This window comes from Cupriavidus sp. C3SS-1, assembly GCF_057073755.1.
In genome coordinates this window covers 2,272,728-2,288,003 of the sequence record NZ_CP172700.1, presented here as the reverse complement: position 1 = coordinate 2,288,003, position 15,276 = coordinate 2,272,728, and the positions used below count along the sequence as shown (strand labels likewise).

Annotated in this window: 15 protein-coding genes; 8 read left to right on the top strand and 7 right to left on the bottom strand. The window is 60.7% G+C overall.

Annotated features, from left to right (window positions below; translation table 11 throughout):
- Positions 1-222: 222 nt before the first annotated feature.
- Positions 223-1,131 carry a LysR family transcriptional regulator gene (locus ACIGJC_RS26510; RefSeq protein WP_020201288.1) on the top strand — a complete coding sequence of 303 codons (909 nt, stop codon included), beginning with the start codon at positions 223-225 and terminating at the stop codon, positions 1,129-1,131.
- A gap of 100 nt (positions 1,132-1,231) precedes the next feature.
- Positions 1,232-1,390, top strand: a complete 159-nt coding sequence (locus ACIGJC_RS26505) for a hypothetical protein (protein WP_483712421.1) — start codon at positions 1,232-1,234, stop codon at positions 1,388-1,390.
- A gap of 414 nt (positions 1,391-1,804) precedes the next feature.
- Here the strand turns inward: ACIGJC_RS26505 and ACIGJC_RS26500 are convergent, their stop codons facing one another.
- The gene (locus ACIGJC_RS26500; RefSeq protein WP_483712419.1) at positions 1,805-2,089 is read right to left on the bottom strand and encodes a hypothetical protein; all 285 of its coding nucleotides are present in this window, start codon (positions 2,087-2,089) and stop codon (positions 1,805-1,807) included.
- Positions 2,090-2,307: 218 nt separating this feature from the next.
- Between ACIGJC_RS26500 and ACIGJC_RS26495 the strand changes: the two genes are divergently transcribed.
- From ACIGJC_RS26495 to ACIGJC_RS26475, 5 genes are all read left to right on the top strand, one after another.
- Positions 2,308-2,418, top strand: a complete 111-nt coding sequence (locus ACIGJC_RS26495) for an acylphosphatase (RefSeq protein ID WP_483712417.1) — start codon at positions 2,308-2,310, stop codon at positions 2,416-2,418.
- 8 nt (positions 2,419-2,426) lie between these two features.
- Positions 2,427-3,290 (top strand): SOS response-associated peptidase, encoded by an 864-nt coding sequence (locus ACIGJC_RS26490; RefSeq protein ID WP_483714398.1) that lies wholly within the window; start codon positions 2,427-2,429, stop codon positions 3,288-3,290.
- A 1,349-nt stretch (positions 3,291-4,639) separates the two neighbouring features.
- The gene (locus ACIGJC_RS26485; RefSeq protein WP_483712416.1) at positions 4,640-5,182 is read left to right on the top strand and encodes a Cache 3/Cache 2 fusion domain-containing protein; all 543 of its coding nucleotides are present in this window, start codon (positions 4,640-4,642) and stop codon (positions 5,180-5,182) included.
- Positions 5,183-5,879: 697 nt separating this feature from the next.
- The gene (locus ACIGJC_RS26480) at positions 5,880-6,341 is read left to right on the top strand and encodes a pyridoxamine 5'-phosphate oxidase family protein (protein WP_483712414.1); all 462 of its coding nucleotides are present in this window, start codon (positions 5,880-5,882) and stop codon (positions 6,339-6,341) included.
- 58 nt (positions 6,342-6,399) lie between these two features.
- Positions 6,400-7,515 carry a medium chain dehydrogenase/reductase family protein gene (locus tag ACIGJC_RS26475; RefSeq protein WP_483712413.1) on the top strand — a complete coding sequence of 372 codons (1,116 nt, stop codon included), beginning with the start codon at positions 6,400-6,402 and terminating at the stop codon, positions 7,513-7,515.
- Positions 7,516-7,714: 199 nt separating this feature from the next.
- Here the strand turns inward: ACIGJC_RS26475 and ACIGJC_RS26470 are convergent, their stop codons facing one another.
- From ACIGJC_RS26470 to ACIGJC_RS26445, 6 genes are all read right to left on the bottom strand, one after another.
- Positions 7,715-8,035, bottom strand: a complete 321-nt coding sequence (locus ACIGJC_RS26470; protein ID WP_483712411.1) for an FAD binding domain-containing protein — start codon at positions 8,033-8,035, stop codon at positions 7,715-7,717.
- A gap of 64 nt (positions 8,036-8,099) precedes the next feature.
- Positions 8,100-9,167 (bottom strand): porin, encoded by a 1,068-nt coding sequence (locus ACIGJC_RS26465; protein WP_483712410.1) that lies wholly within the window; start codon positions 9,165-9,167, stop codon positions 8,100-8,102.
- A 187-nt stretch (positions 9,168-9,354) separates the two neighbouring features.
- Positions 9,355-10,809: an amidohydrolase family protein gene (locus ACIGJC_RS26460; protein WP_483712409.1), complete on the bottom strand. Its 1,455-nt coding sequence runs from the start codon at positions 10,807-10,809 to the stop codon at positions 9,355-9,357.
- The gene (locus tag ACIGJC_RS26455; protein ID WP_483712407.1) at positions 10,806-11,600 is read right to left on the bottom strand and encodes an ABC transporter permease; all 795 of its coding nucleotides are present in this window, start codon (positions 11,598-11,600) and stop codon (positions 10,806-10,808) included. The genes ACIGJC_RS26460 and ACIGJC_RS26455 overlap by 4 nt, the downstream gene beginning before the upstream one ends.
- A gap of 17 nt (positions 11,601-11,617) precedes the next feature.
- Complete coding sequence (locus ACIGJC_RS26450; RefSeq protein WP_483712405.1) at positions 11,618-12,493, bottom strand: ABC transporter ATP-binding protein; 876 nt, start codon at positions 12,491-12,493, stop codon at positions 11,618-11,620.
- 45 nt (positions 12,494-12,538) lie between these two features.
- Positions 12,539-13,525, bottom strand: coding sequence for an ABC transporter substrate-binding protein (locus tag ACIGJC_RS26445; RefSeq protein WP_483712404.1), 987 nt, complete (start codon positions 13,523-13,525; stop codon positions 12,539-12,541).
- A gap of 629 nt (positions 13,526-14,154) precedes the next feature.
- Here ACIGJC_RS26445 and ACIGJC_RS26440 point away from each other — a divergent pair.
- The gene (locus tag ACIGJC_RS26440; RefSeq protein ID WP_483712403.1) at positions 14,155-15,153 is read left to right on the top strand and encodes an isopenicillin N synthase family dioxygenase; all 999 of its coding nucleotides are present in this window, start codon (positions 14,155-14,157) and stop codon (positions 15,151-15,153) included.
- The last annotated feature ends 123 nt before the right edge of the window (positions 15,154-15,276 follow it).

The following is a 15,276-nucleotide window of genomic DNA, read 5'->3' as shown; positions in this document are numbered from 1 at the left end:
CCAGGACCGTGCAACGTCAAACAGAGATTAGTGAGATCGAGATATAAGTACTAATATTGTTTTTTGATAAACAAAATCATTATTTCTGATAGAAGTGGCCGTCACTTTGGCCGCGACTTTGTCTCTAATAATCCATAATTTAAGTTTTTTTCCGCACTCACATGATGAATCGCATCACAGTAAATGATGACGTGATGCATCTTTATTGATACCTATCCGAAGATGGACCTCAGACAAATTCAGTACTTCATTGCGCTGTTCGAGGACGGTTCCGTCACACGGGCGGCGAAGCGGCTCAACATCGTGCAGCCGGCGCTCAGCATGCAGATCGCCCGGCTGGAAGAGGAATTTGGGCAGAAGTTATTCGAGCGTATCCCACATGGAATGGCGCCTACGGCTGCTGGCCGGATGATGTACCGCCTGTTCCTGCCCATCGTGCGCGACCTCGCGAGCGCGCGGCAGCAGATGATGCAGCGCGAGGAGCAGATGGCCGGCCGCATCGCGCTGGGCATGGTCGCCTCTGAGACAGAGAGCGTGCTGGTGGGATCGCTAGCGCGCTTCAACGTGCGCTATCCGAATGTGGAGGTATCCGTGGCGGACGGTTTCAGCGCCGCGCTGATCGATCTTGTGTCCGCCGGCCAGCTCGACGCGGCGGTGGTCCACCGGCAGCGCGGCCGGCCAGCGCTACAGGTGCAGCCATTGCATGACGAGGAGATGGTGTTGGTGACCAGTGCCGCGCATGGTCCAGAACTACCGGAATCGGTAGAGATGGCGAAGCTGCCGGGGTTGGAGTTGGTGCTACCGACCAAGCGCCATGGCCTGCGCGTGGTGCTGGATACGGCCACGCAGGCGCACGATGTCACCCTTGCGCCGAAGTTCGAGATCGACATCCTCGGCACCATCGTACAATTCGTGCAAGCCACGCGCTTTGCTACCGTGCTGCCGCGCATCGTGGTGCAGCGGGCCGTGGAAGACGGCCGGCTACGCATGCATGCCATTGTTGCTCCGCGCATCGTGCGACACCTGGTCTGCGTCAGCCATCCGCAGCGGCCGCTGAGTACGGCCACGGAAGCGTTGATCACCATCGTGGCCGAGGAAATCCGGCGAGTTTCCGGCGGCGGCTACCCGTGAGACTCACGTCGCATGGCGTCATTCAATCGCTGGAACTCGGGATCCAATCAAGACCCCGTCCCTTCTTTCCGGAGCTGGAGCGGCAAGTGGCATCGCGCTCATGAACGCGATTAGCGGATTTGCTGGATTCTTCGCCCCGTGGCTCGTGGGCGTTGCGCGCAGCCAGTCGAGTGATTTCAACCCGGCGATTTACTGCCTTGCGGCAAGTGCGGCGATGGCTGCAATCCTGGCGGCATTATTGCCGTACGGTCGAAAGTGAATGTGGTACCTCTCGAGGTGGCATGAGTATCGAGCCTGCGTGTCCGGAGTAGAGAGGTCAGCCGACGTTCGAATGACTTGGCAAGGCTGGGGGCCGAGGGCCGAGGGCCGAAATTGGCCGATTATGGCCCTCGGCGCTCATCCGGAACCATCCGGTGCGTCAACCCGTAACTGTTGTACGTTGCCACACACCCCCTCTCGTCTAAAGATTATCGATTGTCAGCTTTACGGCCGACCGGCGCCTTACGACTGTGGATGCAACGGTCGGTGCAACGGGTTGATGGAATCGTTCAGTCGGTGTATCGAAGTTCAGTGTGGCGGAAGCCGTGAATTCCGAACTTGCTTGCGCGGCGCCCAATCTGGCATCGGATAACCCGCGCAAGAGCAAGATAGTCGGACTTAGTCAACTCCAAACTCAGTGCTTCTGCGCGTGTTTGGTGTTCCGATGCATGCGATTGTCTTGTGCCTTTTCGTGGCTCGAGCCTTCCAGGCTTCTCCGGTCCTCAGCACGCTGTAGGCCCTTGTCGCGGTCGCTGGAAAACGAGCCATTGGAATTTGTCATGGCCTCTTTGCTTGCGTGGCTAGGACCCGCGCTACCGAAGTTGCCACCACCGCCTCCACCACCGCCACGCGCAGAAGCAGTAAGACTCAAGCCAAGCAGCAGACTTCCGACGGCAACTACCAGTGTTTTCTTGAACATCACGTCCCCTTAAAAATGTCGAGAGTAATCCTCACTCACCCCTAATATAGCCTGAGACGGGTTGGCGCCGCGTAACAAACAGTAAGGTAAAGCACTTGGCCGGAAAGCCTGCAAGCCGCTCAACGAGAGGCAACCAGGGAATACAGGAGCCGATAGCTAAACTGGCAAGGAACCGTAGACCGGGGCGGCATCGTGCCACCGGTTGCGTCCGAAACCGCATGGACGATACGGTAGAGGCAATACTGCACGGCTCGCTAGAGCAGCTCGCCGACATGTGCGCTTGGTTGAGTGAAGGTACGTCGGCAGCGCTTGTGGAACAGCTGAAGTGATAGAAGTGATGCCACCCCTTGCGTGCTTTGACCGCTTCGAACGCATACAACCCTGTAGCTGGCATGCACAACTACAGCAAACACGGTCAGAACGTGATTGCCTACAGGAAATCTGTTTGTGTCTGCTGGCTCACATAAGCCATTGCCATGAGATGCGCCCATGGAGATACTTTGATGCAAAACAAGACGAGGGCATCATGTGTAGGCGCATCGCACAATTCAGCTCGTTCGCCATATGGGAAGCCGAACTGGGGGTCCAATGCGTCTACTCGGGAACCTGGCAGAGCTATAACATCGCCCCCGATGACAGTCCCGTTGTGCTACATAAGCTACATGATGAACGCGTCACAACTGCCGAGTCCGTCCATTGGGGTTATAAGCCATGTTTGCCCTATCCTACACATTCGGTTTCCAACGCTCGGGTAGACCGGGTAGCCAAGAATGACTACTTCAAGGCACTTTGGCGGAAGCGGCAGCGGGTAATTGTCCCGGTGGACGGCTGGTACGAATGGCCAACGATACAAGGCATCAAGCGGCCACAATTTATAAGTCGCAGGGATGGACCGTGCTTCCTCGCAGCCTTGGCATATTGGGAACCTGGCGCCACGGTTCAGCCTGATGGCGCGGGCTTCGTCATCATTACCGATGATGCTAAAGGGGGGCTGACCGATGTCCATGATGGCCGGCCAATCGTACTGTCGGGGGTGGACGCCTTAGCATGGCTAGACCCGGAGTTAATCCCCCGGGGGGCGTCGGTATTGATGCACCACTGCCTTCCCATCGATGCCTTCCAGTGGTGGGAGGTGGGCCTGGCAATCGGGAACCTGCAGAGTGAGGGCAAGGACCTGATACAGAACGTTGTCACTGCGTGAGAGCTATCGGCAGGCGGACAAAGTAAAACGGGTGGCGTTGCGTTTCAAATTTGAACATACCAAGCGTCTAGTAATTCTTTCGAACTCGCTATACGCTTCCTCAAGATTGTTGGGTTTTCTCGAAAAATTCGATAACTTCCATTCCAAAAAAACAGAAAGGACAATTTGTGAGCCCGTTGAGGTCCCTGCCTCACGGGCTCATTTTTTTCTCACTTCATCGCCTTTGTAATATGCGAGGTATGTGTGTCACTTCAAAACGGCCCTGCCTATTTCTGTTCTGGCGACAGATATTGCATGCCCCCTTCCAGTTGCGAAGCGGTAGTCCCCCCGCCTGTTGGCAAGGCGACAAGCGCATTATTCCAGAGGGCTCTTTTCACGCCTATAGTCAGCATTGCTGAAATTTTCTTGGCTACTTGCTGGGCTTTTTCTTGTTTGGTTGGGAATTAGGGGCCGGAGGCTGGGCAATAAGCAGAGGCTGGGCCGCTGGGCTAGGCGTCGTTGCTGGTGTCTTTTCTGGGGCAGGCGCTTGGGGGACTTGACCGTTCTCATAACCCGTTGAAACAGACTCCAGGTAGCCGGGTGGAAACTTCTGTTCCGTTGTTGCCGCCGGCTCGCCATGCGCGACAGCGCAGCATGTAAGGGCGCTTATGGCAATAACTTGCCGCCAAGCAGTGTGCAGAAGGGGGGCGGTGAGCCTCATGAGCAACTCCTTACCGGGGGCAGCCCTAATTCGCTTAGCAATTCAAGCTTGTGCTCGACTGTAATGCGACAACGAGTTCTGGCGTTATGTCAGGCCGGGATGTGGAGTCGAACGTAGCGAGAGTCGTGCCAGGCCTGCTGTGAGGCAAGAAGCCGGCATGAATAGGCAGGCCAATTAAATTGAATTGTATTAAAACGTTTCACTTTCAATATGTCGCAATCGGCACAGGCCTGCAGCGGCTGACACCATGGCGACCAACCAGGAAGGCGGATAGTGCCAATTTTCAGTGCGTTAGTACGAACGAGGACATGCCGGCCATCGTTGTCCATTCGCTAAAATCTGTTGCAAACCTGTGACAAGGAATTTTTTTGTCAGAATGAATGAATCTGAAATTCACCGGGACGATCCACGGTCGCTCGTCGCTTCCTAGCCTGAAAAGCGACCAACGTACGGCGACGCGGGTAGGCACCTGCATGTGTTGTGCACATCGCGACAACTCCACAAGGCACTGTGCGGTATCGCCCTCGTGCAACTCGTGCAGCGCCTCGCCGGCTGCCTATACTTCCAAACGGACTAAGGCGCACGCTGCCCCAGTCCCGGGGAAGTTGCCGTCCCGCCTCTCGGCGACGCTGCCCCAAGGGGGATAAAAATGGCAAAAGCAAATCCCGCAGGTGCTATAGGGCGATTGGTTGCCCCTTTGATTTTTGCACTTGCATTGCCCGTCTTCGCTCCGCTCATGAGCTATGCCCAAACACCGCAAAACGTAAAGCAAGCCATGGCATCACTGAAGGCTAAGACGGCCAAATTGGGCGCACCGGGGATTAGGGGAGAAGATGCTGTTGCAGGAAAACCGGCGCCAGCTTTGTACTTTGGCGCGACCAAAATGAACAACAACTTTGCCGTTGTCGATGAAGTCAAGAAGGAGCATGGCGGCACGGCAACATTGTTCGTCAAAAGCGGCGATGATTTCGTGCGCGTAGCGACGAATGTACTGAAGGACGATGGGTCGAGGGCGATCGGCACTGTCCTTGACCCGAAGGGAAAGGCCATGGCGGCAATACGCGGCGGTGGCGCCTACTACGGTGACGCTGACATCCTCGGTAAGCCATACACCACTGGATATGAGCCAATTCACGACGCCAGTGGAGGTGTCATTGGCGTTTACTATGTAGGGTATCCAAAGACGCAATGAGTTACGCCACTCCCAGATGCGTCACTCGGCGGTGACGCATCTACGGGCAGGGCCTCGCGCGGCAGTCAGGAAGCACAACATGTCTTCGGAATCGACTGGGCCTCTGACGAGGCGCAGTCGTATGACGGCCGCCTTTCTATCCTTCTCAGCCGCCTGCAAGTTGCTCCTCTCCAATGGCCGCTATCAGGCGACTCGACCATCGCTTCCCGGTAATCGCCCCAGGAAGGTATGACGAAAGTCGCTTCCCGACCACCCTCCGCGGGAATTGCAGCCGTACAGCTTCATGTGTCCAAAGCTGCCCTGAAGGGTACCGTTCGCATTGGTTTCCACCCATGCTCGCCCAGGAGCATTTCCTTTAGTGGACTAAATCAGACGTGATTTCAGCCAGCGAATTGCATCCCTGCCGACCTCGCGCGGCGCCTGGCGACGGTCGAAGGAGCCGGAAGCCGCCCCGCCTTTGCCACGCCTCGCAGAGTTCGATGCAGAACTTGATTGATACAAGTCAACAAGCAAGGATCTGCCGCTTCTATCATGAAACAAAGGTCGATGGCTGTGGCGCCGCGCACCGCGGCCTTCCTGAGCATGCCGGGTGCCATCGGACTGGCGTTTCCTCTTGGTTTTGCCTCTTCTGCAATCGAGACATCTCCGAAGCGTTGGCAAGCGGTACCCTGTGTCCCGATTGCAAGGGAGAGTCATCATGGATGACGAGATCGGAAAGAAGATCCTGGCGCTACTGGAGCACCACCGGGTCATGACGATTGCCACGATCAGGCCGGATGGCTGGCCGCAAGCGACCACTGTGGGCTACGTCAGCAAAGGCCTTGTCCTCTACTTCCTATGCGGCCTGGAAAGCCAGAAAGCAGCAAATCTAGCTCAGGACGACCGGGTATCCCTGACCATCGATGACGATACCTCAGACTTGATGGCGATCACGGGACTGTCCATGGCAGCGCGTGCGAAGCCCGTCCTCGACCCCGTCGAGGCGGACGACGTACTGCACATGCTTCCCCTTAAGTATCCACAGCAAACCAAGTTGCCCGTACCAATGCCTACCCGGAACGAGGTGAGGATATTCCGAGTGACGCCCACTGTCATTTCTGTCCTTGACTACTCGAAAGGCTTTGGACACACGGACCTGGTCGTGCCAATCCTTGACTAAGACAACATAGACGTCGGCAATCCGCCGCGCAGTTCTGCTACCGAGACGGCTCCGTCAAATGAAAAACTCGCGCGTCATAGTCACTCATTACGGTGGCCCTGATTCGCTTCAGGTGATAGATGAAGAGTGCCCTGAGCCAAAGAACGGTGAGGTGCGAGTAAGGGTGCTGGCAGCGGGTGTGTGCCAGCCCGACCTGATGATGCGCGAAGGCTTTCATCCCGAAACGCCTCCTCTGCCATTCACACCGGGGTGGGATCTGGTTGGACTGGTGGATCGACTTGGCGCCGGAGTTTCCGAGGTCGGTTCAGATCAGTTGGTCGCCGCGCTGCCCATCACTGGCGCGTATTCCGAGTTCGTCTGTCTGCCGCAGCGTGAACTTATTCCCGTGCCTTTCGGACTGGACGCCGCCGAGGCTGTCAGCCTAGTGCTGAACTACGTCACGGCCTACCAGATGTTACATCGGTCTGCGAAAGTCAAAGCGGGCCAGAGCGTGTTGATTCATGGCGCGACAGGCGGCGTCGGCTCGGCACTGATGCAACTCGGGGGACTTGCCGGTCTCAAGATGTACGGGACTTGCTCATCGCAACATACGCCTGTGATTTCTGCTTTGGGCGGGATCCCGATTGATTACAAACAGGTTGATTTTGTGAATGAAATTCACCGCCTCACGGGATCGGGTGTGGACGTCGTTTTTGATGGCATCGGCGGACCCAATATTTGGCGTTCCCGCGAGGCGCTGCGTCCCGGCGGGACGGTAGTGGCTTATGGACTCTCTGCCTCGCTGCGAGGAGGGCGAGTGGCGTCAGGTCGCTCAGGTCGCAGGAATCGCTTCCAACGACTCGCCATCTTCGGTTTGTTCATTGCCGCGAGCTACATTCTCCCGGGTCGGAAGCGCGTCGTTCCCTATAGCATTCAGTGGCTCAAGCGAATGCGGCCAGCATTATTTCGCCAAGACCTGATCACCTTATTCGATTTGCTTCAACAGAAGAGAATCAAGCCGCTGATTGCGGAAAGGTTTTCTCTGGCTGAGGCAAGACGGGCGCATCAGTTGCTTGGAGAGCAGGGTGTTACAGGCAAAGTCGTTTTGGTGGCAAAAGGCCTTGTCGCAACTGCGAACTGCAAAGATGGCCGCAGAGAAGATACTCTCGTCCACACCGAGAACGCCCGATCATGAGATCAGCCAACGTTCGATCGCTTTCGCGATAACTGATGTCCGTGGGAATGCTCGCGGGCCGATCCGGTGTCCATCGTCACTGACCGACCGTCCCTGCCATTAGTGGGCTCGTCCAGCCAACGGCGGGTGTTGGGCCACAGCAGCCACCGGTGATTGCCACCACCAGTCTGCTGCGTGCTCATGCGTGGCGTCGGAATCGTTATGCGCGAGACCAACTCATCCGTTCCCTCACGGCCTTGGCCAGGCTGGCATAGTGGCGCCGCACGACATCGGATGTCTCCACTTCGCGCGTCGTAACCAGCGCGTCGATGCTCAGGCCATCGACCGGATCGAATGCCAGTACATCCATGCCCGGGATCTTATTGATATTGATGACGTGGGACGGTTTTCGATGCGATTCCTTGATCTGCACGAGCAAGTCGGTGCCGCCCGCCAGAACGCTGGCCCGACCGCCGCAACGGTGCAGCAGCGCCGACGCCTCTGCAAGCGTTGCAGGTTCGAGGTATTCAAACGCACTCATCTTCGTTCCTGTTTGGATGAGTTGGCGGTCCGTCGTCGGTACCGCCGGTAAGACGGTGACGTCTTCAGAACTTGTGGCGCACGCCCACGCCAAACGTATCGCCGTGCTCGATGCCGGTGATCTTGTCGTAGTAGTAAGCGGCGTAGAGGTCGGTCCTCTTCGACAGGTTGTAGTCGTAGGCAACGGCAAAGGTGTTGCGCTTGAAATCGCCCAGCGAATTGTCGGTCTTGTCGTAAGCGTACGAAGCCAGCAGGCTGCCGGCGCCGATGGGCACCGACGCGCCGAACTGGCCGTTGACGTGCTTGATGTTGCCGGACGGCGCCGTGGTTGCACGGGTCTTGATGTACTGGCCCTGGGCAAACAGCTTGACCACCTTGAAGTCATAGGACAGGCCCACCTGGGCGGCGTCCTGGCGCGATAGACCGGCGCTGGCCAAGTCGGTCGGCGCATTGTTGAAGCGAACTTGCTGGTATGCCACCGTCGCGGCGAACGGGCCGCCAAAGTACAGGACGTTGCCACCCCACTTGTTCTTGCCCGCGGCGCCCGGCTGTTCGCCGAATCCATAGATGAAGTTGGCGGTCAGGCCGCCGAAGTTCGGCGTGCTGTACAACACCGAGTTGTTCCACCCCGAATCGCCGATGATGCCGGGATCGGTGACCGCGCCGCTGGTCGCGCCGAAGTAAGTGTGGAAGATGGTCGGTGAGAACACGTACGAATCGACCAGCGGGTTGAACAGGATGGTCGAGATGAAGTACGGCGCGGTGTTGCGGCCCAGCTTGAACGTGCCCGCGGTATCGTTCTGCAGGCCGACGTAGGCGCCGCGGCTAAACATCGAGTCGCCGTTGAAGCGCCCGCCGCTGCCGCTGTCGGTGCGGAAGAAGCCGTCCAGGTCGAAGATGGCCTTGGTGCCGCTGCCCAGGTCTTCCGCGCCCTTAATACCCCAGTAGGACGTCTGCATCCCGCCCGAGTCGGCGACCCAGGCGCGCTCGCCGACGCCCGGGCTCTTGACGCCGCCAACGAACATGTCAGCCTGGCCGTACAGCGTGACGCTGGACTGTGCCATGGCCGCGCCGGAAAGAAGGGTAGCCGCTACCGCCGCCAGCTTCAGTGCCGGCTTGTACTGCTTCTGCATGTTTAGACCTCTGTGAATTAATCCTGCTGGAACGTTGTGTAATGGGAACCCTGTCGGGTTCCATTTATGTCTTCGTGCTTTTATTCGTGCCACCTGGCGTGGGCTCGGTGTGGTGGTGCTTGGGTGCCGGTGGCATCGGGTATATCGATTTTTGTTTTATAGGTGACGCTTTCTTTCCGGGCGTGTACTAATCCCCGCGTGCCCGCATCTTCAGCAGCGCAACGGCTTCGCGCGCCTGGGCGCCCAATTCGGCCAGGTCCACGCCCGGCAGCGCATCGTCCTCGGCGATCACGCGACCGCCTACCAGTAGTGCTCGCAGCGTTGGCCGGCCACCGCTGGCCACCGGGGCAATGGCCGGATCGTGTAGCCCGAAGAAACGCGGATCGTCGAGTCGGTAGACCGCGAGATCAGCAGCCTGCCCCGGCGCAAGGGTGCCGACGCCCTCCAGCCCCAGTACTGCCGCACCGCCGGCGCTACCCCAGCGCACCACGTCCTCCACGCGCGCGGCATCGGCGCCACCTTCGCCCTGGCCGCCCTCGGCATGCGAGCGCGCCAGTTCACCGCGCCTGGCACGCTGCATCAGCCATGCGGCATGGGCTTCGGAAATCATGTCCGCCGCCTCGTTGGAGGCCGCACCATCCACACCGATGGACACCGGCACACCGGCTGCCTCCAGTGCTGGAATGTCGGCGATGCCGCTGCCGAGCCGTCCATTGCTCTGCGGGCAGTGCGCAATGCCCGTCCCGGTTTCGCCCAGCATCCGGATTTCCGCCGGAGCGAGCTTGACGAGATGCGCGAACCAGACATCCGGCCCCAGCCACTCATGCTCGCCGCAGAACGCGACTGGCAGCGTGCCGTGCAGGGCGCTGGCGGCGTTTTGGTATTCCACAGTTTCAGACAGGTGGCTGTGCAGCCGGATGCCAAGGCGACGTGCCGTGCGCGCGCATGTACGCAGTTGCTCCGGTGACATCGAATACAGCGGCGTCGTGGGCGCCATGACTACGCGGCGCATCGCCCCGGGCCCGGACTGGTGATAGCGCGCGGCCAGCCGTTCGCAGTCGGCCAGGTAGGCATCGAGCGTTTCCGGGCGCAACGCCTGCGGCAAGGCACTCTCGAGCCCGCGCGATTGCGTCGCGCCGCCGCGGCAGAGCACGAAACGCAGCCCCAGTGCATCGGCTTCCTCAAACAGGATCGCCGAGCCGTCGAACGGCATGCCGGGGTAATACAGATAGTTGTGGTCCGCCACCGTACCGCAGCCGCTGCGCACCAGCTCGACCAGGCCGATGCGGGCGGCCAGACGGAAGGCATGTTCGTCGAACGCCGCGCGGAACCGGTAGGGAGTGGCGCCCAGCCAGGGCGTCAGCGTCAGGTTCAGCCCTTGCGGCTCGCCCTTGAGCAACGACTGAAACAGATGGTGGTGCGTGTTGACCCAGGCGGGATAGACGACGCAATCCGTCGCATCGATGACGCGTTCACCGGGTAGCGGCCTCAGATGGCCGATCGCGTCTATCCTGCCATTCACGATGCGCAGATCTGGCCCGGGACTGCGCTCGGGCCGGCCCGGGCTGCCGTCCTGCCCGGTGAGTATGGCGGCAGCGTTGCGGATCAGCAGGGATGCGTGTTGTTCAGAAGGGGTCGTCATGCCAGTTCACTTTCATGCCAGTGGGACAGCGCAAGCCGCGACAGTGCAACCATGGCCACAAACAGGGCGATACCCGTCACCGTGATCAGGAACAGCGCGGCAAACAGCCGGGGAATGTTGAGCGCGAAGCCCGCCTGCAGGATCTGGTACGCCAGCCCGGCACCGGTGCCGCCCGTGCCGGCCACGAACTCCGCCACCACCGCGCCGATCAACGCCAGACCGCACGAGATGCGCAGTCCACCAAAGAAGTACGGCAGTGCGCTCGGAATACGCAGGCGCACCAGCGTGTCCCAACGGCTCGCGCGATTGATGCGGAACAGGTTGGCGAGTCCCGGGTTGACGCTGCGCAAGCCGAGCACCGTGTTCGAGATGATCGGAAACACCGCCACCAGCGTCGCGCAGATGACGAGCGCCAGCGTCGGCTCCTTGACCCAGATGATGATCAGCGGCGCGATCGCCACCACCGGGGTGACCTGCAGCAGGATTGCATAGGGAAACAGGCTCGCCTCGATCAGCCGGCTCTGCACGAACAGGAATGCAGCGACCGTGCCGCATACCACGGCCAGCCCAAACGCCAGCAACGTGATGCGCAGCGTCACCCACAGGGAACCGAACAACAGGGACCAGTCCTCAGCCAGCGTCTTGCCGATGGCCACGGGCGACGGCACCAGATAGGACGGCACGTCGAATGCCATGCAGACGGACTGCCAGGCGAACAGCAGGACGATGCCCACGGCCAGCGGCGCTGCCACGCGCTGTACGGCCGGACGGGACAACAACGGAGGGTTCATGATGGGTTCTCCAGGGATCAGTCGGCCGCCGGCGCACCGGTATTGGCCTGTGTCAGCAAAGCCGACAGTTGTGCGCAGTACTGCATGAAGGCCGGCGACACGCGGAAGGCATCGTCGCGCACGGCTGGGCCTTCGATCGGCACGTCAGCAATGACCCGACCCGGGCGAGCCGCCATGACGATCACGCGGCTCGACAGATAGACCGCCTCGTAGATGCTGTGCGTGACAAACACCACTGTCAGCCCGCGCTCGGCCCACAGTGCGCGCAGGTCGGCATCGAGCTTGTTGCGCGTAAACTCGTCCAGCGCGCCAAAGGGCTCATCCATCAGCAGAAGGTCGGGTTGTACGGCCAGAGCGCGCGCGATCGACACACGCATCTGCATGCCGCCGGACAATTCGCGCGGGTACGCCTTTCCGAAGTGACCGAGGCCAACGAGCGCGAGGGCGCGCCGTACGCGCTCGTCGGCCTCCGCGCGCGGCATGCGGGCCAGATCGAGCGGCAGGCGCGCGTTGTCCGCCACGCTCGCCCATGGCATCAACGTTGCCTCCTGGAACACCATCGCGAACGTACGCCCTGGCGTGCCGATTCCCGCGGCGAGCGCAGGGCGGCCCCACCAGCGCACATGGCCAGCCGACGGTTGTTCAAGTCCGGCAAACAACTTGAGCAGCGTGCTCTTGCCGCAGCCGGACGGCCCGAGCAGTGAGACGAACTCGCCCGGCTGGATGGCTAGCCTGACCCGCTCGAGGGCCACGGTGCCGTTCGGATACGTCTTCTCGACCTGGTTGGCGAACAACGCCGGGGCATCGGCGGCACGCACGCCATCCAGCGGCGGCTGGCTTCCACCCCCTTGCGGGACGGCAGCAGTGCGACTGCTACGAAAGACGAGCGACATGGCGGCCTCCCCAATAGAACACAGATTCAGCAAGCAATGCGGTCTTCATGGCATCACCTTCAGGTCCTTGACAAACTGCGTGGTGTAGGCGCGCTTCCAGTCCACATCGGCCTTGAGCAACCCTACCTCGACCATGAAATCACGCGTCTTACGCCAGCGCGCGTCGGTCATCACGCCGATGCCCTGCGTGGCGGCGTCTCCGCCGGTGATCATGCGGAACTGCTTGAGCTTCTCGAGGCCATAGGCGATCTGGTCGTCCTTCATGTTCGGGTTGTCACGCTTGATGAGCGCGTTGGCGGGCGCCGGGTCGGCCAGGTAGCTCTTCCAGCCTTCCATCGAGGCACGCACGAAACGGGTGACCAGGTCCGGCCTTTCCTTGACGGTCTTCTCCATCGTCACGATGGTGGTGCCGTAGGGCGGGTAGCCATCATCGGCAAACAGGAAGAAGCGCGACTTCACGCCCGCCTTGTCGGCGCTGAACAGTTCCGACGACGCGTAGGCCTGCTGCGCGGCATTGGGATCGGCAAAGAATGGCTGCAGGTTGAACGTGTAGACGCGCGACTGCGATTCATCGAGCTTGTACTTGCCTCGCAGCCACGGCCACCAGGTCGTGCGTCCGGAGGTGGAGACCAGGATGGTGCGTGTCTTCAGGTCCGCCAGGCTCTTCACGTCTTCATGCGTCATCATGCCTTGCGGATCGGTCTGCATCGAGGCGCCGACCGTGGTGACAGGCACACCCTGCTCGACACTCTTGAGTACCTGCAGGTCATAGCCCATGAGGAAGTCTGCCTGGCCGCTGGCCAGGATCTGCATGCCGTTGACTTGCGGCCCGCCCATGCGGATCTGCACATCGAGGCCGTATTTCCTGTAGAGGCCGGTGGCAACGGCCTGGTAGAAGCCGCCGTGTTCGGCCTGGGCGTACCAGGAGGTGAGGAAAATGACCTTGTCGAGTGCAAAGGCGCTGGCGGACCAGCAGGTGGCGGCAATGGCTGCCAACCCGAGCAGGCGGCGGAGCAAGAGGCGAGGTGTCATGGCGGGGCGTGGTTTGAGCTGTCGTTCAACACGCCTGCGGTCGCGCCATGATGAGAGCCCGAGCGGTTCCATGGATGCCGGGCATGCGTCATGAAGGCACGGCCTCGGCCCGGACTACCGGACGCAGGCGCGGCTTTCAAGAGCAATTTCCGGCTGTCGCGCCGATGATCCGAAAAGCCGTCCGGCTCCTGGCGCGACAGTGAACGCTTCTACTCTCGCCCGTACTTCCGCAACTTCCATGCCATCTGCGGCGGTGCGAGAGGCCTGTGCATGGTTGCCGCCCCGGCCATGTCGGCACGCCATCGCTGTGCACGACATGCACGTTGGCGGTGCATCGGGATTTCCACTGGTGCGTCCACCGCGCAATTCCCCCTCTCCTGACTGGCCTCACCGCCTGGCGTGGACTTTGCATTGTCGCTGGCGAGAGTAGAAGCGTTCACCAGTCGCGCATGTGGTGCCGGCTGGCCGGGAATTGCTCTTGAAGTCGGAACAGGTCGGGCCGCAACGGCTTGGCTTGCTTACCTTCGGAGCTTCAAGACTGCACTGCCCGGATCGACTGCTCATGCTTCCGCGCGTTGCCTGCCGCTCCGGGTCCGACTCCCATCGACCTTCTTTCGCACGGAGCACACATGACTACGCTGACCGCCTCTCCTCATACGCTGACCGAACTCGACAAGGAAGCCCGCATGGGCGGCCGGGGTTCCGAGACCCATGCGCGTGAAGTCCGCCGTATCGACCTTTCCGACTTCGAGGCGCGCCGCCCGGAGATCACCGAAGCGCTGTGGGCAGCCGCCACCGATGTCGGCTTCTTCCAGCTCGTCAACCACGGCATCGACCTGGCGCAGGTCCAGGGAGCGTTCGAGATGGCACAGCGCTTCTTCGCCCTGCCGGACGCCGTCAAGGCGCAGTACCCCTTGCAGCGGGCACTGAACAGCGGCTGGGAGAGCAAGGCGCAGGTGCGACCGTCCACGGGCACACACGACCAGAAGGAGTCGTACCAGATCACGCTGCCGCACATGGCGCCGCTGTGGCCGACCGAAGACGAGCTGCCGGCGTTTCGCGCTGTCATGCTGACGTTCGAGGCGCAATGCTGGCAGGTCGGCATGCGCGTGCTGTCTTGCTTTGCCGAGAAGCTCGGCTTCGCGCGCGACTTCTTCACCCGCGCGCACGACCCGTCCCGACCCACCTACCAGAGCACGCTGCGCCTGCTGCACTACTTCCCGAGCGATCCCTCGGTGCCATCTGGACTGTGGCGCGCCGGCGCGCATACGGATTTCGACTGCCTGACGCTACTGTTCCAGCGCGCGGGCCAGGGCGGCCTGCAACTGTGTCCGGGCAAGGAGATGGAGGGCCAGGAATGGACCAGCATCGAGCCGGCGGATGACATCATCACCTGCAATATCGGGGACATGCTGATGCGCTGGAGCGATGACCAGTTGCCCTCCAATTTCCACCGCGTGCGCAACCCGCAGCCGCACGAATACCAGGGCTCGCGCTACAGCGTGGCCTTTTTCTGCCAGGCCAACCGCGACGTGATGATCGAAAGCCCGTCCGGCAAATACGCGCCGATCAGCGCGGAAGACTATCTGCGCCAGCGTGTAGCCGCCAACTTCCAGGCGACGATGTAAGGATCCGGGCAGCCACTGACGCAGCCGGTTCAGATGGGTAACTTCAACGATCGCCCGCTGACTGGGATAGCCGTCGGGACGGCGCCTGCGGAAGTCACCGCCCGCCGTGCGCTGCCTTCCGCA

Bases quoted from the DNA above. Each gene is read 5' to 3' on its own strand.
- ACIGJC_RS26500 (WP_483712419.1), bottom strand. From the start codon at position 2,089: ATGTTCAAGAAAACACTGGTAGTTGCCGTCGGAAGTCTGCTGCTTGGC.
- ACIGJC_RS26465 (WP_483712410.1), bottom strand. From the start codon at position 9,167: ATGCAGAAGCAGTACAAGCCGGCACTGAAGCTGGCGGCGGTAGCGGCT.
- ACIGJC_RS26505 (WP_483712421.1), top strand. From the start codon at position 1,232: ATGAACGCGATTAGCGGATTTGCTGGATTCTTCGCCCCGTGGCTCGTG.
- ACIGJC_RS26440 (WP_483712403.1), top strand. From the start codon at position 14,155: ATGACTACGCTGACCGCCTCTCCTCATACGCTGACCGAACTCGACAAG.
- ACIGJC_RS26455 (WP_483712407.1), bottom strand. From the start codon at position 11,600: ATGAACCCTCCGTTGTTGTCCCGTCCGGCCGTACAGCGCGTGGCAGCG.
- ACIGJC_RS26475 (WP_483712413.1), top strand. From the start codon at position 6,400: ATGAAAAACTCGCGCGTCATAGTCACTCATTACGGTGGCCCTGATTCG.
- ACIGJC_RS26450 (WP_483712405.1), bottom strand. From the start codon at position 12,493: ATGTCGCTCGTCTTTCGTAGCAGTCGCACTGCTGCCGTCCCGCAAGGG.
- ACIGJC_RS26445 (WP_483712404.1), bottom strand. From the start codon at position 13,525: ATGACACCTCGCCTCTTGCTCCGCCGCCTGCTCGGGTTGGCAGCCATT.
- ACIGJC_RS26495 (WP_483712417.1), top strand. From the start codon at position 2,308: ATGGACGATACGGTAGAGGCAATACTGCACGGCTCGCTAGAGCAGCTC.
- ACIGJC_RS26510 (WP_020201288.1), top strand. From the start codon at position 223: ATGGACCTCAGACAAATTCAGTACTTCATTGCGCTGTTCGAGGACGGT.
- ACIGJC_RS26460 (WP_483712409.1), bottom strand. From the start codon at position 10,809: ATGACGACCCCTTCTGAACAACACGCATCCCTGCTGATCCGCAACGCT.
- ACIGJC_RS26485 (WP_483712416.1), top strand. From the start codon at position 4,640: ATGGCAAAAGCAAATCCCGCAGGTGCTATAGGGCGATTGGTTGCCCCT.
- ACIGJC_RS26490 (WP_483714398.1), top strand. From the start codon at position 2,427: ATGCCACCCCTTGCGTGCTTTGACCGCTTCGAACGCATACAACCCTGT.
- ACIGJC_RS26480 (WP_483712414.1), top strand. From the start codon at position 5,880: ATGGATGACGAGATCGGAAAGAAGATCCTGGCGCTACTGGAGCACCAC.
- ACIGJC_RS26470 (WP_483712411.1), bottom strand. From the start codon at position 8,035: ATGAGTGCGTTTGAATACCTCGAACCTGCAACGCTTGCAGAGGCGTCG.